This is a genomic window from Oceanospirillum multiglobuliferum (assembly GCF_900167095.1).
Taxonomy (GTDB): domain Bacteria; phylum Pseudomonadota; class Gammaproteobacteria; order Pseudomonadales; family Halomonadaceae; genus Oceanospirillum; species Oceanospirillum multiglobuliferum.
The window spans coordinates 70719-91409 of the sequence record NZ_FUXG01000010.1 but is presented as its reverse complement, the minus strand read 5'-3'; the positions used below and the strand labels follow the sequence as shown (position 1 = coordinate 91409).

The 20691-nt window shown below is 45.2% G+C and carries 21 protein-coding genes; 10 read left to right on the top strand and 11 right to left on the bottom strand.

Annotated elements, in window-relative coordinates; translation table 11 throughout:
- Positions 1–176: 176 nt before the first annotated feature.
- Entirely contained in the window at positions 177–854 is a 678-nt protein-coding gene (locus B5D26_RS08555) for a phosphoglycolate phosphatase (RefSeq protein ID WP_078745321.1), read from the bottom strand.
- Between the two features lie 22 nt (positions 855–876).
- A complete protein-coding gene (rpe, locus tag B5D26_RS08550; RefSeq protein ID WP_078745320.1) occupies positions 877–1551 on the bottom strand; it encodes a ribulose-phosphate 3-epimerase in 675 nt (224 codons plus the stop codon).
- Between the two features lie 288 nt (positions 1552–1839).
- Between rpe and B5D26_RS08545 the strand changes: the two genes are divergently transcribed.
- The 3 genes from B5D26_RS08545 to B5D26_RS16175 all read left to right on the top strand — a co-directional run bounded on the left by B5D26_RS08545 (position 1840) and on the right by B5D26_RS16175 (position 4911).
- Positions 1840–3075, top strand: a complete 1236-nt coding sequence (locus B5D26_RS08545; RefSeq protein WP_078745319.1) for a DUF3530 family protein — start codon at positions 1840–1842, stop codon at positions 3073–3075.
- A 424-nt stretch (positions 3076–3499) separates the two neighbouring features.
- A complete protein-coding gene (locus tag B5D26_RS08540) occupies positions 3500–4579 on the top strand; it encodes a hypothetical protein (protein ID WP_078745318.1) in 1080 nt (359 codons plus the stop codon).
- A gap of 158 nt (positions 4580–4737) precedes the next feature.
- Complete coding sequence (locus B5D26_RS16175; RefSeq protein WP_159445626.1) at positions 4738–4911, top strand: hypothetical protein; 174 nt, start codon at positions 4738–4740, stop codon at positions 4909–4911.
- A gap of 379 nt (positions 4912–5290) precedes the next feature.
- On the opposite strand, the gene B5D26_RS08535 is transcribed toward B5D26_RS16175, so the two are convergent.
- From B5D26_RS08535 to B5D26_RS08525, 3 genes are read right to left on the bottom strand one after another with little or no spacing between them, the layout of a single operon-like run.
- Positions 5291–5509 (bottom strand): DUF6500 family protein, encoded by a 219-nt coding sequence (locus B5D26_RS08535; protein WP_078745317.1) that lies wholly within the window; start codon positions 5507–5509, stop codon positions 5291–5293.
- 31 nt (positions 5510–5540) lie between these two features.
- Complete coding sequence (murU, locus tag B5D26_RS08530) at positions 5541–6227, bottom strand: N-acetylmuramate alpha-1-phosphate uridylyltransferase MurU (RefSeq protein ID WP_078745316.1); 687 nt, start codon at positions 6225–6227, stop codon at positions 5541–5543.
- Positions 6227–7282: an aminoglycoside phosphotransferase family protein gene (locus B5D26_RS08525; protein ID WP_078745315.1), complete on the bottom strand. Its 1056-nt coding sequence runs from the start codon at positions 7280–7282 to the stop codon at positions 6227–6229. The genes murU and B5D26_RS08525 overlap by 1 nt, the downstream gene beginning before the upstream one ends.
- Before the next feature lie 301 nt (positions 7283–7583).
- Between B5D26_RS08525 and B5D26_RS08520 the strand changes: the two genes are divergently transcribed.
- The 7 genes from B5D26_RS08520 to glpE all read left to right on the top strand — a co-directional run bounded on the left by B5D26_RS08520 (position 7584) and on the right by glpE (position 14832).
- Entirely contained in the window at positions 7584–9971 is a 2388-nt protein-coding gene (locus B5D26_RS08520; protein ID WP_159445625.1) for an LPS-assembly protein LptD, read from the top strand.
- An 86-nt stretch (positions 9972–10057) separates the two neighbouring features.
- Complete coding sequence (locus B5D26_RS08515; RefSeq protein WP_159445624.1) at positions 10058–11341, top strand: peptidylprolyl isomerase; 1284 nt, start codon at positions 10058–10060, stop codon at positions 11339–11341.
- A gap of 18 nt (positions 11342–11359) precedes the next feature.
- Positions 11360–12394 carry a 4-hydroxythreonine-4-phosphate dehydrogenase PdxA gene (pdxA, locus tag B5D26_RS08510; protein ID WP_078745312.1) on the top strand — a complete coding sequence of 345 codons (1035 nt, stop codon included), beginning with the start codon at positions 11360–11362 and terminating at the stop codon, positions 12392–12394.
- A 14-nt stretch (positions 12395–12408) separates the two neighbouring features.
- Positions 12409–13221, top strand: coding sequence for a 16S rRNA (adenine(1518)-N(6)/adenine(1519)-N(6))-dimethyltransferase RsmA (gene rsmA, locus B5D26_RS08505; protein ID WP_078745311.1), 813 nt, complete (start codon positions 12409–12411; stop codon positions 13219–13221).
- On the top strand, positions 13214–13633 hold the full coding sequence (gene apaG / locus B5D26_RS08500) for a Co2+/Mg2+ efflux protein ApaG (RefSeq protein ID WP_078745310.1): 420 nt from the start codon (positions 13214–13216) through the stop codon (positions 13631–13633). Before rsmA ends, apaG begins: the two co-directional genes overlap by 8 nt.
- 13 nt (positions 13634–13646) lie before the next feature.
- A complete protein-coding gene (locus B5D26_RS08495) occupies positions 13647–14465 on the top strand; it encodes a symmetrical bis(5'-nucleosyl)-tetraphosphatase (protein ID WP_078745309.1) in 819 nt (272 codons plus the stop codon).
- 46 nt (positions 14466–14511) lie between these two features.
- Positions 14512–14832, top strand: a complete 321-nt coding sequence (gene glpE, locus B5D26_RS08490; protein WP_078745308.1) for a thiosulfate sulfurtransferase GlpE — start codon at positions 14512–14514, stop codon at positions 14830–14832.
- A 126-nt stretch (positions 14833–14958) separates the two neighbouring features.
- Here glpE and B5D26_RS08485 read toward each other — a convergent pair whose 3' ends face one another.
- From B5D26_RS08485 to purD, 6 genes are all read right to left on the bottom strand, one after another.
- Complete coding sequence (locus B5D26_RS08485; protein ID WP_078745307.1) at positions 14959–16158, bottom strand: acetate/propionate family kinase; 1200 nt, start codon at positions 16156–16158, stop codon at positions 14959–14961.
- Positions 16155–17129, bottom strand: coding sequence for a bifunctional enoyl-CoA hydratase/phosphate acetyltransferase (locus B5D26_RS08480; RefSeq protein ID WP_078745306.1), 975 nt, complete (start codon positions 17127–17129; stop codon positions 16155–16157). The genes B5D26_RS08485 and B5D26_RS08480 overlap by 4 nt, the downstream gene beginning before the upstream one ends.
- Before the next feature lie 169 nt (positions 17130–17298).
- Complete coding sequence (locus B5D26_RS08475) at positions 17299–17640, bottom strand: histidine triad nucleotide-binding protein (protein WP_078745305.1); 342 nt, start codon at positions 17638–17640, stop codon at positions 17299–17301.
- 115 nt (positions 17641–17755) lie between these two features.
- A complete protein-coding gene (locus B5D26_RS08470; protein WP_078745304.1) occupies positions 17756–18628 on the bottom strand; it encodes a phosphoribulokinase in 873 nt (290 codons plus the stop codon).
- 57 nt (positions 18629–18685) lie between these two features.
- Positions 18686–19129: an acyl-CoA thioesterase gene (locus B5D26_RS08465; RefSeq protein WP_078745303.1), complete on the bottom strand. Its 444-nt coding sequence runs from the start codon at positions 19127–19129 to the stop codon at positions 18686–18688.
- A gap of 140 nt (positions 19130–19269) precedes the next feature.
- A complete protein-coding gene (purD, locus tag B5D26_RS08460) occupies positions 19270–20562 on the bottom strand; it encodes a phosphoribosylamine--glycine ligase (RefSeq protein ID WP_078745302.1) in 1293 nt (430 codons plus the stop codon).
- Between the last annotated feature and the right edge of the window lie 129 nt (positions 20563–20691).

Here is a 20691-nt window from a genome sequence, read left to right as displayed (position 1 = left end):
AATCCTGTCACTGAAAAAACAAAAGTCAAAGAAGGTGAGTTGATATTCACCATCGCCAGCGTTTGACTTCACGCATTAATCCCAGTGCATTATTCAGAATCATGATACATCCTATTAATTGTTGAACTTTGTTTATAACCAAATGATTAGTTAGCTTAAGAATTAAGCACAATAAACTATACTAGCTCGGCCAATGAATCAACCACAAGATCAGCCCCACATTGGTCTACAGGGATGCCGTGATCATAGCCGTAGCGTACTGCAATGGTTTTAAAGCCCGCAGCTTTACCTGCGTTAATATCTGTAATTGAATCGCCAATCATAACCGCTTGACTAGGATCAATATTAAGTACCCGACAAACATGTAGCAAAGGGTAAGCAGATGGTTTCTTCTCAGGTAACGAGTCGCCCCCAATGACCATCGCAAAAAAAGGTTCTAGCTTAAGAGCGGAGAGAATTTCCGGTACAAAACGGTAAGGCTTATTGGTGATTAAAACCTGTGTCAGATGTGCTTCTTGTGCGCACTCTAATAAAGGAAATATCCCTTGGTAGCAGCGTGTTTGCTGACCTTTGCAGCGATCATAGTGCTGAAAAAATAACTGATGAGCTTGCTCAAATAGAGGATCGTTACTCTTAAGTAATTGATCACCTTTGACATCATTGCAAAGGGCGCGCTTAATCAAGGCTTCAGAGCCATTGCCCACCCATTGACGCACATTGGTGATACCTGCTGGCTCGCGCTCTAAGTCTATAAGCACTTGATCTACCGCCTTTGCTAGATCAGGTACTGAATCAATTAGCGTGCCATCAAGATCGTAGGCTAACAGTTTGGCTTGTGCGATCAACGGGTGCATCAGTTATCCTTTTTTGTGTGGCCTAACGGTTTACTTGTGCAAGTTCTGCACGCATAGCATCAATGGTGGCTTTGTAGTCATCCGTATTGAAAATGGCCGAGCCTGCCACAAAAGTATCTGCACCTGCCTCAGCAATTTCGCGAATATTTTGAATGCCAACACCACCATCAATTTCTAAGCGAATATCATAACCGCTGTTGTCGATGATTTTGCGTGCTTGGCGTAACTTTTCTAAAGTCGCGGGAATAAATTTCTGCCCACCAAAACCAGGGTTAACTGACATCAGTAGCACAACGTCAACTTTATCCAAAACGTAATCAAGATAATGCAAAGGTGTTGCAGGATTGAATACCAAGCCTGATTTACAGCCCCCTTCACGAATCAGCTGTAGCGAACGGTCGATATGGTCAGATGCCTCAGGGTGAAAAGTAATCCAACTAGCCCCCGCCTCAATAAAGTCACCTATGATACGATCAACCGGAGACACCATGAGATGAACATCAATAGGCGCGGTTACACCGTGATTGCGCAAAGCTTTACATACCATAGGGCCGATAGTCAGATTCGGTACATAGTGATTGTCCATCACATCAAAGTGCACAATATCGGCACCAGAGGCGAGTACGTGATCAACCTCTTCACCTAAACGGGCGAAATCAGCAGATAAAATAGAGGGCGCAATTTTGAAATCAGGCATCGGGTTCTCTCAGGATCTGTACAAGCTAAAAGCATGCGGACGGTTAGGGTATAGGGTTTAGCATCAAGCTAGAGTGGCGCATTCTACCCAATGCCCTTAAGCAGTCCTAGTGATTAGCGTACTTTTGTTTTACGCCAAGGTATTAAATTGGCGCATAATTGATCTATTCGCATGATGGTTGTTCTTAATCGGAGCAGAGTTATTTATACTCCAAGGCGTCATCACCTTAGTAGAGTTGTGTTAAATCGGTGATGAGTGTTTTTTGGCTTGTCGCAATAGAGGTTCAGGGTGTCAAATCTATTAAAGCGTTTCACAAGAGAGTTCAAACTGAGTACGCAAGTGCGTTGGCTTGCCTTTCTAGCAATAGCGACACTTTCTCCCCTAGCGCTTGCTGAAGAGGAAGCTCCAGTTGATGGTGAGGAGAGCAGCTCAGAAGAACAGGCTGCCAAGCCCAAACTCCCCCCAAAACCGCATATTACCCCTGATATTGATGAGCAGCGTTTTGAATTTCTAACGCGAGAAGTCAACCCAAAAGAAATCGTACAGCTTACGGCCTTAGATGAAACTGCCTTGGCATTATTTCTGCCAGAGAATCAAGCCAAAGCCGCTGGTGCTATCTTAATTGTGCATGAAGAAGATGGTCATCCAGACTGGCCCTCAATTGTGAACCCTGTACGCACCTTATTACCAGACTACGGCTGGGCAACCCTATCTGTTTCCGTACCTCATATTATTGGTGCAGCGCAACCTGAACGAACCATGCCTGCGGTGGAAGTGTTATCTGCAATGCCAGAACCTGATCAAGCAGAGGAAGGGGAAGCAGCACCTGAGAAAAAAGAGGGTGAAGGAGCTGAAGGAGAGGCCGCTGAAGAACAAACCGCCGAAGCCGCTCAAAAAGATGAAGAAGGTGATGAGCTAGGCGCACAAAATGAGCCTGAGCCTGTTCCACCCGCTGAACCAGAAAAACCAAAAGCCCCAATCGCCGAACGTATTGACGCCCGTATTGGTGCTGCCATTGAACAATTGAAAAGCCAAAACTACGAACGCATCGTACTCTTAGGTCACGGCACAGGTGCCGCTTGGTTGCTGGACTATATGAAAGACCACCCTATTGAGCCTGATCAACCCGTAGTGCTAATACAAAGCCGACTACCCGTACGTGATGCAGGAATTGACCTACTAGGCTTGCTGGCTGAACAACAACACCCCACGTTAGATCTCTACTATAACGACGCCTACTTTGACGCCAGCTTTGCTAAACATCGCGCTGATACTGCCCGTCGTTCAGGCAACCAGCGCTATCGCCAAACACGGTTAGCGGGTCATTCAGACCAAACCAAAGCAGAAGCCAATGGCCGTCGCATTGTGCAAACTATACGGGGTTGGCTGCGAACCCTACCCACTGAAGATACTGATATAGAACCTAGAGAACCCGCAGACCCTTACCTGAGAAACTCACCTGCTTATCGCGATGGTGCCTTGCGTTCAGGTTTTGAAGAGGAAACAGGGCGTACTCGTTTTTAAATGCCTGAAGCAGGAGGTTGTGCCTCGCTCCCACGCTTCACCACTGCATTCACTGCTTAGGTGAAGTCAATCAGGTCAGAAAAGAGATAGCTCAGATATTACGAACAGCTGATACGACTTAGCACCGAAACCTTGATCAATAGCAAGGTGTTAAGCGCTTCGGGTATAGCCCGAGGGGGGATTGTTGCCAGCACATCAAAAAACAGGTAGAAGATAGCTTTATTAGAAAAAATAGTGAACCTAGCGAGCGACTTAGGCGTGGAACAGGCCAGAAAATAGCGCGTAGATAAGCCACAGGTTGACAGGGAAAACATCGTGTTAAAAAGCAAATTCCCTAGAGTGCCAGCGGCCGTTCAACAAACGGTTATAGCCATGGCTTCGCCATCTATATAACCGCTTAATAGTTAGAATCTAGGAGAATAATTTGGCACCAGTGAAAAATACAAGGACGAATGAATATCGTATTTCAATAGATTTGAATGTTAATTCATCGAAATCTATTTTAGATAATGAAAAAGTTCCATATCCTCAATCTCAATCATATTTTGATGAAATAACAATTAAAGAAAATAAGATTGATATAGTAGCTAAGCGTTCAGGTGTGGTCGATTTAAAGGGTGTTTTTCTTAATCATCAAAGTGCATTGTATCGACAAATAACCAAGGCTCTAGTCTATTACTACTGTGCGACTGGTAAACCTCATCAAATTAAAATGATTAAAGTTGAACGTATCGCTAAAAAAACATCTGAACAACTCATTTTGAACCAAGGTGATATCACTCAGGTTGTTGATTGTAGTGCAAATTTGAAAGCACTTAAAGATATTGATTTAAATTCTTTGAAATTGATTTTTTTAGAAAATAGTAAAGCAACGGGCTTCCTTTTTGGCTTGACATTCTTAATAAAATCTCTTGATAAAAGTAGCAAACATGAAATTTTTGAAAATAAATGGAAAGCATTTAACGCAATTTACAAATCAGCATCAGGGGCAACAAAAGATTTTGATTGCCATAAATTTATTCGAGAAGATTTAATAAACAACCAAGCATCGTATCCTCTAGTGCTAGAAAAAATATCAGGTCTGACTGTAAAAGAGATAAGAGATAATACTCGTTGGATTAAATTCATACACAATGATTTTTCAACAATCAAACAGACTGAAGCGTTTAAAAAATTCATTTTGCGAAATGAAGATCATAGATTAATGAAAATTTTTACGGATACAATTGGCGTTCGTTCAGATTTTCTGAAACAGCAAGGCTTTTTGGAAGCAGTTAATCAACATTTGGAAAATAACGAAAAGACTATAAATAATGCTCATCTAGCTGCAACATTGTGCATAAAGTATACTTATTTTGCTCGTAATAAGCTCATGCATGCTGAAAATATCCAGTCAGGCTTTAGACTTGTCCCTCTAAATAAAGAGGAAGAGGAAGTAACTTGGCTTTCAGGGATTTTAACTTTATTAATTATAGATCTTATAAACGCTAACCAACGATTCTAACAAGCCAATTCAATTGATGCAGTTAAGCGCTGGGCTTGCGGTTTAAAGTATTTAATGCGCTTTGGTTATAGTGCAAGGCGCAATTGATTGGGGCGTTCAGGCTGTCAAAAACCTCCCGAACTATGCTCTGATCGGGTTTTCAAACGCAGGAGGCGGTGATGGCTCGATTCAAGCACTACGACTACAACCAAACGTCGATGGTGGTGATTAATTATCAGAATCAGTTGCAGCTCGGTACTTTTGAGCATGCCCTGCATTATCTGGTTCGCTCACTAGAAAGAGATATACGGCAAACGCCACCAGATACCCGGCAAGCCCATCGCTTATTTTGAGGGCAGGTTATTACAATGCCGGAATTGCAACAAAAAGCACCGTTGTATGAAGCCCCCCCCCTCCGCAGCTGATTACCATAAAGGCGCTGGCCGCCAAGTCAGCTTCCCGTTAAATGACAAACGACCACTAAGCTCACTGACTTGGATGAAACATCGCTTAGATAGCCCCCACAACACCCTGCATGCGGATCCGAACAGGGCGTTTCACTCAGGATAGTGAAGTTTAATCCAACCATCTCGTAGCGAGTAAAGTCCCTTTGTTAATAAAGCATTCTTCTACCCGTTTTTTTGGAGTACTGGCAATACCCATCTCTTGGGCTATAGTTGGCAATGCAAAAGCTACTGCGTAACACTTTAAGTGCCGGATTCAAAGCGCTCTTTATTTACCAGATTTAACCATTTCAATGATTTTATTGGCTTTTTCGAAATGGTCTAACTGATGCTTTTGAATCCACCAAGTGGCAGCTTCCATCAGTAACTCAGGATCAGAGTTCTTGTTGGCGAAAAAAGCATAAAATGAAACGCCAACATTTTCGCCCTTTTGTATAATTTTCTTAGTGCAAACATCGATCACTTTACAGCGTAAGGATTCACGCATTCTTTATGTCCATCTCAATATATACATTTCATTAAGCGGTTGATTGCCGCGTGGTAGCTATTCTCTGCTCCAACTGCCGCAAGCGTTCGGGATTACCTACATCCAGCCAATAGCCCTCATAAAGTTGACCTGAAACACGCCCTTGCTCGGCGGCAGCCCTTAATAAGGGGGCGAGTGCCAGCGGTGCAGGTTTATCCAGTGGGATCAGTTGCGGGTGAATCAGGCTGATGCCGCTAAAGGTAAAGCGCGGTTGTTGGTTGCTAACCTGTCCGCTTTGTAGGGCAAAGTCGCCTTTTAGGTTGTGCTCGGGGTTGGGCACTAACACTAAGTGCGCTAAATGTTGGTTTAGCTGAGTCTTGCGCAATATTTGCAGGGGGAAATCACACCACACATCACCGTTCACCAAGAGAATAGGCTGCTCTGGGTTTAGCTTTTTGCTTAACAGGGCTTGTTGAATGCCACCTGCGGTTTCCAGTGGGCTGGCTTCAAATGAGAGCTTGATCTTGGCAGGCCAGTCTCGGCCTGCGATAAACTGTTCAATTTGCTCTGCTAGGTAGCTGGTGTTGATAACGATCTCTTCAACACCTGCGGCAAATAACCGTTCAAGCTGATATTCCAGCAAAGGTTTGCCCGCTACTTTTAACATTGGTTTTGGGGTGTGGTCTGTTAAAGGCCGCATACGAGTACCCAGTCCTGCGGCTAAAATCATCGCTTGCATTAGGCGTTTGTACCTTCTGTCTTAGTCTCTAGTTCTGGAAACAGCGCCTGCTCGGCTAAGGCGGGGGCAATACGCTGATTCAGCCAGTCAACAAAGGCGCGGAGTTCTGGGTATGGTGAACACCCTTGCACTAGGTGTATCAGTGTGCGCGGAATATCTTTTAAGTAGCCTGATTTGCCATCACGCAGCCAAAGGCGAGCAAAAATGCCGATCGCTTTTAGGTGACGCTGTGCACCCATTAAGTCAAAGTCACGGGTGAACTGTTTTTGGTTATATCCAGCGGGTAACACTTGCTGTTGGTGGTGCTTTGACTGTTGTAGGGCATCCCAAAAACTGTCGCGCCAGTGGGTTAATGCAGCGGTTGGCCATTGAATGTAGCAATCGCGCAACAGTGACACGAGATCATAGGTGATCGGGCCATATACCGCATCTTGAAAGTCAATCACGCCTAGTTTTTTGTCTGGCGTTAGCATCAAGTTGCGTGAGTGGTAATCACGATGCACTGTCGCTTTAGGTTGGCTAAGTGCGGCTTGGCATAAAAAGGCAAAGCTATCGGCCAGCAGTTGCTGTTCGCTTGTGTCTAGGGTTAAGCCGAGCCAGTCTTGGCAAAACCAGTCTTTGAACAGTGCCATCTCGCGCATCAATAGGGCTTCATCGTAAGCGGGTAAGGCAGTTGCGGGGATTGTTTGCAGTTGTATCAGTGCAGACAGTGCCATGGGGTATAGGTTATTGGCTTGCTCAAAGCCTTGCTCCAGTATGGGTAGGAACTGTTGATCGCCAAAATCTTCTAAACGTAAGAAACCTTGCTCAAGGTCTTGTGCCAAAACCTGTGGTACTGGAATGCCCTGTTTGAACCATTGTTCTGCAAGGGTGACAAAAGGTTGGCAGTCTTCATGGCTAGGGGGCGCATCCATGATGATCTCGGTGCCGTTATCACGATGTAAACGATAATAACGGCGAAAACTGGCATCACCTGCAACCATTTCAAGTTGCAGTTCGTCTGATTCAGTTTGTTGTTTTAGCCATTGGCACATTTGCTGGTAACGGGCGGTCATAGTGGCTCCTTTTGATTTAGAGGGATTATCTCAGAAGCACCAGCCGATGAACAATCTTGTGCAGGGTACTCTTTATCTGTTATCGCTTTTGCCTGCGCAATGGCGGGTTTAACTTAGGGGTTGATTTGTCGAGCTTATGCGATGAACTGTTAGACGCAACCCGTTATAATGTTCCTCTTTTTTTCTCTAAATGCAGTGGCTTGAACCTTTAGTTAAGGACTTTTGCTTGAATCAGCGTGCTATTTTATCTACGAAAACGTCAAAGTTTAGCGAGTGCTCAAAGCCTTTTTCTGTAGGCATAGTGAGCATTGTTTTTCTTTGTGCTGTGTTTGTGGCCAAGGCTGATGAGCAGAAGAGCGCCTCTCGCTTAGATTGGCTGCCGTATGATCAGCTTACGCTTGAACAACAAAAAGCGACTCGTGGTATTTGCGCTGGAGCCTATGTACACCCTCCTTTTATTAATAGGGTTTATGGCCAAACCACTGAGGTTTTAGCGGATCAAGCTGAATATCAGCAAAATGGCGACATTATATTGGAAGGGCGGGTGAGTGCTAACTCTGAAAAAATGCGTATTTTTTCAGACAAAGCCAAGTTATCTAATGATCGGTCACAGCTGACTACCCAAGGCAATATTGTTGTGCGTCAACCTAATGCCTTAATTTTGGGTGATGAAGGTTTGTTTAATCAGCAAAGCCAGCAGATGGATATTAAAAATGCTGAGTATCTGATTTATGCCAATCATTTTCGTGGCAAAGCAGGCCGCTTACAACATACCGACACAGGGTTGGTTGTGATTGAAGATGGCTACTACACCTCTTGTTCGCCTAATGATAATAGCTGGCGCTTGGTAGGGAGTGAGATTGAGCTAAATAATGGAACCGGTTTTGGTACTGCAACTCATGCACGATTAGAGTTAGGTGGGGTGCCTGTTTTTTACTGGCCTTATCTTAAGTTTCCTATTGATAGCCGACGCCATACCGGTTTGTTGTATCCATCCATCTCTTTAGGTAGTGAAGGGGTTGATGAGTATGGCCAACCGCTCTACCTTAATTTAGCTCCAAACTATGACGCGACCATTAGCCCTTATTGGTATCGGAATCGTGGCACCTTGCTGAATACCGAGCTGCGTTATCTATTGCCAAGTGATCACTTTGGCACTTTTAATTATGGTTTTTTAGACAAAGATCCACTGCTGAATGATAAGCGCCGAGAACTGGTCAGTTTTCAAGGAGGAGGGCATATTGCTCCGTCTTGGATCTACAAGGTAGATTACTCTAAAGTATCAGACGATGACTATATGCGCTCATTTGAGTCTGATTTTGACTCTGCCAATACCACAAAGTTAAATCAGTTAGCTGAGACTCAGTACAGCACAGCACATTGGACTTATCTAGCACGTGTGCAGGGCTTTCAAGAGTTAAATGATCAGCTTACAGATGCTCAGCGAGTGTACTATAAGTTGCCTGAATTGCAGGCCAATGCGGCCTACAGTGCAGATGCTTGGCGTTGGGGTTCAGATAACCAAACGGTACGTTTTTATAAGCCTATTACTGACGATAGCGCGCAAGCTGGCTCTGTCTCTGCAACAGGTGCCATTAATTGGGGCACTGGATTGCAGGCGCAGCGCACTCATATCGCCCCTTTTATTGGCTATCGCCAAGACTGGTTGTGGGGCTTTATTGAAGGTAAGGTAAAAGCAGGCTTTTCCCAGTATCAGTTAACGGGGCAGCCTGATGAAGTTGCCGCGACTCAACAAAGTTTGGTGCCAACGTACAGTCTTGATTCAGGGCTGTTTTTTGAACGCGATTTTTCACTTTTTGATCAAAGTTATGTCCAAACCTTAGAGCCTAGAATGCTAATGGTATATTCACCTGCGGTTGAGCAAGCCAGCCAACCACTTTTTGATACCACAGAATATGACTTTGATAACAACCAACTTTTCCGTGACAGCCGCTTTGCAGGCTTAGATCGTCAAGGTGATTTGCAAAAAGTGGCTTTGGGTATCACCAGTCGTTTTATTGATGATAGCAGTGGTCGTGAGCTGTTAACGCTAAGCTTGGGGCAGGCGCTGTATTTGAAAAATCGAACGGTCACTTTATCAAGTACCCCTTACAGCGACAACACTCAACTGGGTTATCAACATACCCGCCCAGTATCCCCTTTGGTGGGCGCTGTGACTTATGATCCTTTATCTTGGTTAACCTTGTCAGCCTCAAGGCAGTGGAACACAGATCGCTCTGCTTTTGCGCTAGAGAGACAGGAAGAGAAAATCACGGCGACACACCCTTCCGGTATTTCTTTTTTGCTACGACATACTAAAAATTACAGTGGCTGTGCGTTAACAGATGATTGCGCTGACGGGGTTAAAAAGCCCTTCGATGAAACAGGGGATTTTGGTTTAACTGCACCTTTAACCGATCAGTGGCGCATGTTTGCGATTGCTCGTCGTGACTTTGTAAAAGGTGACTATAAAGAAGCGATAGCTGGTTTGGAGTATGAAAGCTGCTGTTGGATGATTCGTATCGCCAAACATCAATATTACACCGATGATGACAACAGCAAGCCTGATGCATTTCAAAACAAAACCCGTTTACAGCTTGTATTGAAAGGCTTTGGTGGCATAGGCAAAAAAGAACCTTATACTCGCTCAAAAGAATTTATACCGGGTTATAACCCGTTGTTTAACTAAGTTTTTGTTAGTGTTGCGCTGACCTCAGAATTTTAATGGATAAGATCAAGATAATGTTTAAACCAAGCCTAAACAGTATAAATAGTATGAAGGGCATCAAAAAAGCCATAGGCTTTTTAGGGCTTAGCCTGTTGTTAGTAGCCCCTATCGCCTCGGCGGCAAGGGTTACGCTAGATCAAGTAATCGCGGTGGTGAATACTGAGGCGCTGATGCAGTCTGAGCTAGACAGTAAGCTAGACGCGGTTTATCAAAACTTAAAGCAGCGTAATATTCCTGCACCACCAAAAGAGGTTGTGCGTGAGCAAGTTCTAGATCGTTTGGTGTTGGATACAATACAGATGCAGATGGCTGCGCAATCAGGTATGCAGGTGAGTGATGCACAGTTGAGCCAAGCGATTAGTAATGTGGCGCAGCAAAACAAACTCAGTGTGGCGCAGTTCCGTCAGGTACTGGAGCAACAAGGTATCTCTTTTGCGAATGTGCAAGAGCAGATCAGTCGAGAGCTATTAATCTCACAACTGCGTCAGCGTCGAGTGGGCGAGCGTATTAAAATCAGCGAACAAGAAATTGATAGCTTGATCAGCCAAGAAAAAAGCGTACTGAATAGCACCGATTTTCACCTACAACAGATGACCTTTGGGATTGCTGATAAAGCGACACCACAGCAAGTGGCAGAAACGGAGCAGAAAGCCCAGCAAGTCTATCAGCAGTTATTAAATGGCGAAGACTTTAACCAACTGGCGATTCGCAGCTCTAACGATGACTTTGCCCTGCAAGGGGGGGATATGGGTTGGCGTCGAGGGAGCGAGTTGCCAATTTTTATTGCAGATCAAGTACTCTCTTTAGCAATTAATGACGTCACGCTGCCACTACGTAGCCCAGCAGGTTTTCATATCATTAAGTTGGTAGAAAAACGTGGCGGCCCTTCTAAGCTGGTTAACGAAACCTTAGCCCGTCATATTTTGATCTCACCAACAGCGTTACGTACTGATGCTGAAGCGCGTCAACTGATCAATAAACTGCGTGAGCGTGTGGAGGCTGGTGAAGATTTTGCCCAGTTAGCACAAACTTACTCTGATGATAAAGGCTCTGCCTCTGATGGCGGTTTACTTGGTTGGGCGCCAGCGGGTCAGTTTGTGCCTGCTTTTGATGCTGCCATGAATAACACTTCTATTAATGGTTTAAGCCCTGTATTTAAAAGTAACTTTGGCTGGCACATTATTCGTGTAGAGGGGCGGCGTACTCAAGATATTGGTGCTCAAGTGATGCGTGATCAGGCGCGCCAACAGTTATTTAAGCGTAAGTTTGATACCGAGTTAGATAATTGGCTACGTGAAATCAAAGCCAGTGCTTACATTGATATTCGATAAGTTGAGCAAGGATTAATGATGCCGCTTTCTTTAGTGATTACAGCAGGTGAGCCTGCGGGTATTGGCCCCGATGTGGTGCTGAAGTTAGCGGCGAACTGGTCGCAAGCGGCAACACGTTTGGCTTGGAGTGGTGTGCAGGCTTCTGATTTGGCATTGGCCGTGATTGCTGACCCAGAGTTAATGCGCGCTCGTGCTAAAAGTTTAGGTTTAACCGTCACGATTGAGACCTTATCTAACCCTGAGTCTATTCCGGTGATGCGTGAAGGTTGTTTGTCTGTTATCCCTGTGTCACTGTCGGAGCCTGCTACAGCGGGTAAACTGAACACACACAACGCTGACTATGTATTGAAGACCCTTGCGGTGGCGACAGATGGTTGCTTATCAGGCCAATGGGATGGAATGGTGACAGCCCCCGTTCATAAAGGCGTGATTAATGAGTCTGGTGTGCCCTTTACTGGGCATACCGAGTTTCTGCAAGATCGCACACACACTGAACAAGTGGTGATGATGTTGGCGACGGAAGGGTTGCGGGTCGCATTAGTGACCACTCACCTGCCGTTGCGCGCAGTCGCAGATGCTATTACACCTGAGCGTATTAAGCGTGTTAGCAGCGTATTGTATCAAGGCTTGCAGACTGATTTTGGTCTTGCTCAGCCTAGAATTTTGGTCTGTGGCCTAAATCCCCATGCTGGTGAGGATGGTCATTTAGGCCGAGAAGAGTTGGATATAATTATACCCACTCTAACTGAGCTCGCAGCAGAAGGGATAGCCATGATAGGGCCTCTGCCTGCCGATACCTTGTTTGCTGCTCATCATTTAAAAGACGCCGATGCGGTATTGGCGATGTATCACGATCAAGGCTTGCCTGTATTGAAACATGCAGGCTTTGGCCGAGCCGCTAACATTACATTAGGGATGCCTATTGTGAGAACCTCCGTTGATCATGGCACTGCCCTTGATCTTGCGGGTACAGGACTGGCCGATGAAGGCAGCCTGTGGACCGCGTTAGGATATGCTGCGCTGATGGCGAATGCCCGTCAGCAGAATTTGTAATTTGAGGAATACCAATGGCTAAACAGCCTCAGCAACACCGTGCCAGAAAACGCTTTGGGCAAAACTTTCTTCAGGATGAAGGTATTATTCGTCGTATTGTGCGCAGTGTTTCGCCACAAGAAGGCCAACACCTTGTTGAAATTGGCCCCGGTATGGGCGCTTTAACTGAGGTGATCTTAGAGGCGACCGACCGTTTAGATGTGGTTGAATTAGACCGTGATTTGATTCCCGGCTTGAAAGTGAAATTTTTTAACCACAAAGGTTTTAATATTCACCAAGCAGATGCCCTTAAGTTTGACTTCAGCACCTTAGTGGATGATGGGCAGCCGTTACGTATTGTGGGCAACTTGCCTTATAACATCTCTACTCCACTGATTTTTCATCTATTAGATCAAGGCCCAGTGGTGCGTGATATGCACTTTATGCTGCAAAAAGAGGTGGTTGAACGCTTGGCTGCAGAGCCTTCTAGCAATGACTGGGGACGCTTAGGCATTATGGCGCAATATCGTTGCCAAGTTGAATCTTTGTTTTTAGTGCCGCCTGAAGCTTTTGACCCTATGCCAAAAGTAGAGTCGGCTATTGTGCGTTTAACACCTCATAAAGAACTGCCTTATCCAGCAAAATCTTTTGAGTGTTTTGACACCGTGGTACGTAGCGCATTTGCACAGCGTCGTAAAACATTAAGAAACAATCTAAAAGGCTTAATGGAGATGAGCCTTTTAGAGGCATTAGAGATCGACCCTACACGCCGGCCTGAAACTTTGTCATTGCAAGAAGTTGTTGCCATTAGTAACGCTTATGCTGATTTGCAGGGTAAACATGACTGAATTGACCTCACCTACTACACCTGAACAGCCAGAAAATGTTGCCGACTTGATTGCAGTCAGCGTAGAACCGCGTTTTATTAAAGCCGAGTCTAGTGCCGATAAAGCACAGCACGTTTTCAGTTATCGTGTCACCATCAAAAACGGCCATGCCAGCACTGTGCAAGTGCTAGGGCGTTACTGGAAAATTACCGATGGCAATGGCTCTGAGGAAGAGGTTTCCGGTAAAGGTGTCGTAGGCGAGCAACCCGTTATTCCAAGCGGCGAGCAGTATGTGTATACCTCTGGCGCAGTTTTTCCGACCCCCATCGGTTTTATGCAGGGGCATTTAGAGTTGCTGGATGTTGATAAAGGTGAAACCTTCAAGGTGTTAGTACCCACTTTTCGTTTAGCGATGCCATCTATATTGCAATAAAAGAGACGCTCCAATGACGATTTACGCCGTTGGTGATCTACAAGGCTGCTTTACAGAGTTAGAACAGCTTTTAGAAACCGTACAGTTTGACCCTAATCATGATCACCTCTGGTTGGCAGGGGATTTAGTCAACCGTGGTCCTCAATCTTTAGAGGTACTGCGGTTTGCTTACTCTCTGGGCGATCGTGTCAAAGTGGTACTGGGTAACCACGACTTACACTTGTTAGCGGTGGCTTACGCTGGAGCTAAAGTAAAACGTCAAGATACCCTTGATGCGATATTAAAAGCCCCTGACCGTGACGAACTGTTGAACTGGCTGCGCTATCAGCCGTTATGCCACTTTGATGAAGCGCAGGGCTATGTGATGACCCATGCTGGTATTCCACCTATTTGGAGTGTGGCCGATACTTTGGCCTATGCTCATGAGGTGGAGGCCGTATTACGTAGCCATAGTTGCAAAGCTTTCTTCAATGCCATGTATGGCAATAAGCCAGATATTTGGTCGGATGAGCTGGTCGGTTTTGAACGTTTGCGAGTCATCACTAACTATCTAACACGCATGCGTTTTTGCACAGCAGAAGGACAGTTAGAGTTTGAGAGTAAAGAAGGTTTAGACCAATGCCCTGTAGGTTTTGCCCCTTGGTTTAGCTTCCCAAGAAAAGACCAAGCCAAAGTTATTTTCGGTCACTGGGCTGCTCTTGAAGGTAAGATTGAGGCGGTTAACTGTTATGCGTTGGACACAGGTTGTGTTTGGGGCGGCAGCTTAACCGCATTGAATCTAAGTAACGCTGAGCTAAGCTCTGTACCTAGCCTGCAAAAATCGCTATATTAGTACAATCTTAAATTAAAGTAGAATCTGACTTTGTAGGTAACTGACCATGCGTTTTCAGTTTATGACTCCTCAAACCTTGGGGGAGAAAATTGCCGCCGACCAACAACCTGTTGTTGTAGATATTCGCGATGGCAACAGCTTTGCGGCTGGTCGTATTAAAGACTCAACTGCGCTAGACAATAGCAATGTGCAGCAGTTTATTGAGCAAACACCAAAAGACGCACCCGTTGTAGTATGTTGCTACCACGGTAACAGCAGTCAATCAGCGGCTCAGTTTTTGGTAGATCAGGGCTTTAGCGAAGTGTATAGCCTGCAAGGGGGCTATGAGATGTGGAAGATTGCATTCCCGCAATACTGCGAGTCCTGATTAAATTCTTCAGATTTAATACAAAAAAACACCGCGCAAATTTTTACGCGGTGTTTTTATTTTTAACATTCACTTTTTTAACCTTTAGCCTTCTTCGTAAGCTTTAAAGGTTAATAAGAAGTGTTGTTAACGTAGCAAGCGGCTTGTATGGCGGGCAATCATCAACTCTTCGTTGGTTGGGATTGCAAAGACTTTTACTTTACTGTCATCAGCACTGATTAAGTATTCATTAGTGGCATTACGCTGAGGATCAATCTTCATACCAAGCCATTCGTTTTGGCGCGCGACTTGAGCACGAATCTCGGCATCATTCTCACCAACACCACCAGTGAAAACAAAAGTATCCAACCCACCCATTGAAGCAACCAAGCTGCCTGTTTCACGCGCGATGCGATACACAAACATATCAATGGCTTCACGAGCATGCTCAGAGCCGTTTTTATGCAAGGTCAGCATGTCACTGCTAATACCTGAAACACCTTGCCAGCCGCTATTTTTATAGAGCAGGCTTTCGATGGCGTCTACATCCATCTTGTGTTCACGCATCAAGTACAGCAGTACACCTGGATCAATTTGTCCACAACGGCTGCCCATCGGTAAACCATCCAGTGCTGTAAAGCCCATTGTAGAAGCCACGCTCTCACCATTGTGGATGGCGCACATGCTGGCACCTGCACCTAAGTGTGCAGTGACAATTCGGCTAGAGGCTAACTCAGGATCAAGCTGCTGTAGCTTGTTCAGGATATATTGATAAGACAGTCCGTGGAAACCATAACGGCGCACGCCTTCATGTGTTAAAGCCCGTGGAATTGCAAAGTTGCGTGCCACATCAGGAATGGTGCTGTGAAAGGCCGTATCAAAGCAGGCTACTTGTGGTAGCCCCGGTAGTACGTCTTTGCACACATCAATAAGTTTTAGGTTGTAAGGCTGATGCAATGGTGCAAGAGGAATAAGTTTTTTAAGACTTTCCAGTACCTCATTGGTGACCACAACAGGCTCAGAGTACGCATCACCACCGTGCACCACTCGGTGACCAATTTGTGTAATTCGAAACTTTGTGTTCTTGTCTAGCCACTTCAATACAACCGACAGGGCTTGGTGATGTGCCTGACTATGGGCTACATCAAGCTCTTCTGCCGAAAGCTCGAATTTATCAACTAGAACACCGTCGGCTTTTTCACTGTGGTCATAAATTTCTAAGCGAGCAGGGCCAGCAAGATTAGCTACTTTAACGCGAAAGTGCTGGCGAATATCCCCATCAAACTCATCAAATACAGAGCATTTCAAGCTAGATGAGCCAGCGTTAACAATTAAGATTGAGTTCATAGCGTGAGTCCCATTTTGCGAGCAACTAAGGATGCGACAGCGCAAGAGCTTAAGCGTTCCAAAGGTTTAGCCGCACGGCTGGTTAAAATTACTGGAACTTTTGCACCTAAAACAATACCTGCTGACTTGGCACCCGCCAGATATTGCAGCTGTTTTGCTAGAATATTGCCGGCCTCTAGGTCTGGTACCAGCAAGATATCCACATCGCCACTGACTTCAGAGTCGATGCCTTTATCACGAGCGGCTTCTGCGGAAATAGCGTTATCAAAAGCCAATGGGCCATCTAAAAGCGCCCCTGTAATCTGTTTGCGATCGGCCATTTTGCACAATGCTGCCGCGTCTATTGTGCTCTGCATACCCGGTTTGACTTTCTCAACCGCGGCTAAAATAGCCACTTTAGGTTTTTCGATGCCTAAAGCATGGGCGCAATTAATCGCATTTTGTACGATGTCTCGTTTGGTCATCAAATCAGGTGTGATATTGATGGCTGCATCGGTCACGATTAAGGTTTTGTGATAGCTCGGTACGTCCATCACAAATACGTGGCTTAAACGATACTCAGTGCGTAAGCCTGCTTTTTTATCAATCAATGCAGCTAATAGTTCAGACGAGCCTAAGCTACCTTTCATCAGTGCATGTACTTTACCCTCTTTTGCCATTTGAGCAGATAGCTCAGCAGACTCATGACTATGGGCGGTAGGAACAATCGTGTATTTACTTAAATCAACACCGCACTCTAGCGCAACAGAGCGAATTTTGGCTTCTGGGCCTACAAAAAATGGAATAATTAAGCCTTCCTCTGCTGCTTCAACTGCGCCTAATAAACTATTGGCATCAGCAGGGTGTACAACGGCGGTTGGGATAGGATCATAGGCTTTGGCTTGCTGTAAAAACGCATTCAGCTGCTCATGATGATGATCTTCGATTCGAGGTGCATTAGGTACCAGAATCTCGCGAATAATTTGATCCATAATCTTTCTTATTTCCTGAGTTTAATTTGTCTGATAGGTATTCTATTGCAGTGCATTATCCTTATAAATTATGACGTTTTCCTGATAAGTGTCAGTTTATGCTGACTAAAAGGTCATAAAAGTAAGGCATAAAAAAAGGGCATCCCGTAGGACGCCCTGTATCTGCATCTTAACCCGGAGGCCAAGTCATACTCCGTCCACCCAGTAGGTGCATGTGAATATGGTAAACCGTTTGTCCACCCTGTTCATTGCAGTTCATCACGACACGGTAACCCTCTTCTGCAATGCCTAGTGTTTTGGCAATTTTTTGAGCTGTGAACTGTAAACGACCCACAAGTGCACAATCTTCCTCTTGCAGATCATTCAAGGTTGAAATATGACGCTTTGGAATGATCAATACATGGGTTGGTGCTTGTGGAGAGATATCACGAAAGGCGATAACTTGATCATCTTCATAGAGAATGTCAGCGGGGATCTCCCGCGCAACTAATTTACAAAATAGACAATCCATCTTCAGAATCCTGTCGCTGTTATTCAAGTTTATGCAGCTTTATAAGCCGCCCAATCATAAGTGAAACATCGTGTTTTAGATATAGCTAAAATATAAGGATTTTAAGCTGAGGGGTTTAACGAAAGCGTCTGCTTTCTAACAAAGCCTCTATACGCGGAGTTAAGATCAACTCCATTGCTAAGCTCATACGGCCACCAGGTACAATTAGAGTGTCTGGGCGGCTCATAAAAGAGTCTTTAATCATGCTCAGTAGAAACGGAAAATCAACACTCCCTCGATTTTTGAAACGAATCACCACCAGACTTTCATCGCTAGAGGGCACATCCTGTAAGGTAAACGGGTTAGAGGTATCAACCGTTGGTATACGCTGAAAGTTAATATGTGTGCGGCTAAACTGCGGCAAAATATACTTGATATAATCCGGCATTCGACTCTGAATCGTATCTATTACCGCTTCTTGTGAGTAGCCGCGTAGTTTGGTATCACGGTCAATTTTTTGGATCCACTCCAAATTAATTGTCGGGGCGATACCGATTAAAAGATCAGCATATTGAGCAATGTTGTACCGATCTGTGACAAGCCCACCATGCAAACCTTCATATAGCAATAAATCGGTGCCCTCTGGTAATGCTTGCCAAGGGGTAAATGTACCAACACGATGGCCTTGCTCTACCATCTCTTTGTCTTCTGCGTGAATATAGTGGCGGTAAACTCCAGTGCCATTTTCTGCATAGCTGGAAAATAACTGCTCAAGCTCATCAAGCATGTTGGCTTCCACTGCAAAGTGGCTGACTTGGCGTTTACGCTCTGGTTGTTCACGTAGAATTTTGTGCATCTCTTCCCGTGAGTAGCGGTGAAAACTGTCACCATGCACAAAGGCCGCTTCGATCTGTTCGCGGTGAAACATACGAGCAAACGCATCCTTGACCGTTGTTGTACCGGCACCCGACGATCCTGTTACCGCAACAATGGGATACTCTCGCGACATAAACTATAAACCTTTACTAATAATAATCAGATCAAAGCATATAGATGCTTTGATCTGTTAGGCTTGAGCTGTTGCATTCGCAACAATGGCTTTAAAAGCCTCAGGCACGGTTACTGCTTTACGTTCTTGATAGTCAAAAAATACAATGCCTGTTTTAGCCAGTGCCACTAAAGCGCCATCTGAGTTTTTGGTTACTCGATAGATCAGATCACCACCTTTGCGTGATAGTTCATCCACCGCAACTTCAATAGTTAAAGTATCAGGATAAAAAACTTCTGCGCGATAGCAGATACCAAGATCGGCAACTACGATACCAACCCCTTCTATGTCGATCTCACGGTGACCATGGGCGATAAACATTTGTGCCCGTGCATCATGGATTAGAGAGATCAAGGTGTCGTGAGCAAGGTGATTGCCGTAGTTTAGGTCGGTGATACGCAAAATAGCTTGATGCGTAAAAATAGTTTGCTGCTCAGGGTAGTCAATTTGGATACGAGCCATTTTAATTTCCTTATCTGTTTTTATTGTGGCTTATTAAAAAGTTATTGGTCTTCATCATTTGCCTGTAAAAGACTCAGACAATAAAGCCGGAGATAACACTCCGGCTTTATTTTGCAACTGCACAATAATGCTAGCTGAGATTAGCCTTTTGCTTGCTCGCGGGCAATAGCGCGATAGCCAATATCAGTACGATAGAATGCGCCATTCCAGTTAATTTGCTTCACAAGCTGGTAGGCATTGGCTTGTGCTTCGCTGACCGAGTGACCCATTGCAGTGGCACATAGTACGCGGCCACCGTTGGTTACAACTTTGCCATCTTTTAGCGTGGTGCCTGCATGGAAAACTTTACCGCCTTCAAGTTCAGTTTCTGGCAGTCCTGTAATTTCGTCACCCTTGGCGTAATCAGCAGGGTAACCGCCCGCGGCAATCACAACACCAATGGATGGGCGAGCATCCCACTGCGCTTCAGTTTTGTCTAAGTTGCCAGCTAGTGCAGCTTCACATAGTTCAACTAGATCAGACTGCAAACGTAGCATAATCGGTTGAGTTTCAGGGTCACCAAAACGGCAGTTGTATTCGATCACTTTTGGAGTGCCATCAGCCATAATCATCAGGCCAGCATACAAGAAGCCTGTATACACATTGCCTTCTGCGGCCATACCTTCAACCGTTGGCATAATTACTTCAGCCATTACTCGGTCGTGAATGGCTTGTGTCACAACAGGGGCCGGAGAGTAAGCGCCCATACCACCTGTATTAGGGCCAGTGTCTTTGTCCCCTACACGTTTATGATCTTGGCTGGTTGCCATTGGCAATACATTTTTGCCATCAACCATCACAATGAAGCTGGCTTCTTCACCGTCTAAAAACTCTTCGATTACAACGCGGCTGCCGGCATCGCCAAAGGAGTTGCCTGCGAGCATATCTTTAACTGCATCTTCCGCTTCCTCAAGGGTCATCGCAACGATAACGCCTTTACCTGCGGCTAAGCCATCAGCTTTGATGACGATTGGTGCGCCCTTTTCACGTAGATAAGCCAGTGCTGGCTCAATCTCGGTGAAGTTCTGATATTCAGCCGTTGGGATGTTGTGGCGTGCCAAGAAATCTTTTGTGAAGGCTTTAGAGCCTTCCAATTGAGCAGCACCTTGTGATGGGCCAAAAATGTTCAGACCTTCTGAGCGGAAGCGATCCACTACACCCGCTACCAGTGGTACTTCAGGGCCAACAATTGTTAACTCAACTTGGTTTGTTTTAGCAAACAAAACTAGGGCATCAAAGTCTAGTACGTCAATGGCGACGTTTTCCAGTTTAGGTTCCAGTGCCGTACCTGCGTTACCTGGAGCAACAAATACCTGGCTCACTTTTGCAGATTGTGCTGCTTTCCACGCTAAAGCGTGCTCACGACCACCATTACCGATGACTAAAACCTTCATTTTTGCCTCATCTCACTTGTCTGTGTTGACGCTGGTGCTATAGATAACACACAGACTGCCATTCAACGGATTGTTAAAAATTGGCGCTATTATCGCAAAAACTGTGGCAGATAGCACTGCAAAAGGCTT

Bases quoted from the DNA above. Each gene is read 5' to 3' on its own strand.
- B5D26_RS08555 (WP_078745321.1), bottom strand. From the start codon at position 854: ATGCACCCGTTGATCGCACAAGCCAAACTGTTAGCCTACGATCTTGAT.
- rpe (WP_078745320.1), bottom strand. From the start codon at position 1,551: ATGCCTGATTTCAAAATTGCGCCCTCTATTTTATCTGCTGATTTCGCC.
- B5D26_RS16175 (WP_159445626.1), top strand. From the start codon at position 4,738: ATGGCTCGATTCAAGCACTACGACTACAACCAAACGTCGATGGTGGTG.
- B5D26_RS08535 (WP_078745317.1), bottom strand. From the start codon at position 5,509: ATGCGTGAATCCTTACGCTGTAAAGTGATCGATGTTTGCACTAAGAAA.
- murU (WP_078745316.1), bottom strand. From the start codon at position 6,227: ATGCAAGCGATGATTTTAGCCGCAGGACTGGGTACTCGTATGCGGCCT.
- B5D26_RS08525 (WP_078745315.1), bottom strand. From the start codon at position 7,282: ATGACCGCCCGTTACCAGCAAATGTGCCAATGGCTAAAACAACAAACT.
- B5D26_RS08515 (WP_159445624.1), top strand. From the start codon at position 10,058: ATGAAGGGCATCAAAAAAGCCATAGGCTTTTTAGGGCTTAGCCTGTTG.
- pdxA (WP_078745312.1), top strand. From the start codon at position 11,360: ATGCCGCTTTCTTTAGTGATTACAGCAGGTGAGCCTGCGGGTATTGGC.
- rsmA (WP_078745311.1), top strand. From the start codon at position 12,409: ATGGCTAAACAGCCTCAGCAACACCGTGCCAGAAAACGCTTTGGGCAA.
- apaG (WP_078745310.1), top strand. From the start codon at position 13,214: ATGACTGAATTGACCTCACCTACTACACCTGAACAGCCAGAAAATGTT.
- B5D26_RS08495 (WP_078745309.1), top strand. From the start codon at position 13,647: ATGACGATTTACGCCGTTGGTGATCTACAAGGCTGCTTTACAGAGTTA.
- glpE (WP_078745308.1), top strand. From the start codon at position 14,512: ATGCGTTTTCAGTTTATGACTCCTCAAACCTTGGGGGAGAAAATTGCC.
- B5D26_RS08485 (WP_078745307.1), bottom strand. From the start codon at position 16,158: ATGAACTCAATCTTAATTGTTAACGCTGGCTCATCTAGCTTGAAATGC.
- B5D26_RS08480 (WP_078745306.1), bottom strand. From the start codon at position 17,129: ATGGATCAAATTATTCGCGAGATTCTGGTACCTAATGCACCTCGAATC.
- B5D26_RS08475 (WP_078745305.1), bottom strand. From the start codon at position 17,640: ATGGATTGTCTATTTTGTAAATTAGTTGCGCGGGAGATCCCCGCTGAC.
- B5D26_RS08470 (WP_078745304.1), bottom strand. From the start codon at position 18,628: ATGTCGCGAGAGTATCCCATTGTTGCGGTAACAGGATCGTCGGGTGCC.
- B5D26_RS08465 (WP_078745303.1), bottom strand. From the start codon at position 19,129: ATGGCTCGTATCCAAATTGACTACCCTGAGCAGCAAACTATTTTTACG.
- purD (WP_078745302.1), bottom strand. From the start codon at position 20,562: ATGAAGGTTTTAGTCATCGGTAATGGTGGTCGTGAGCACGCTTTAGCG.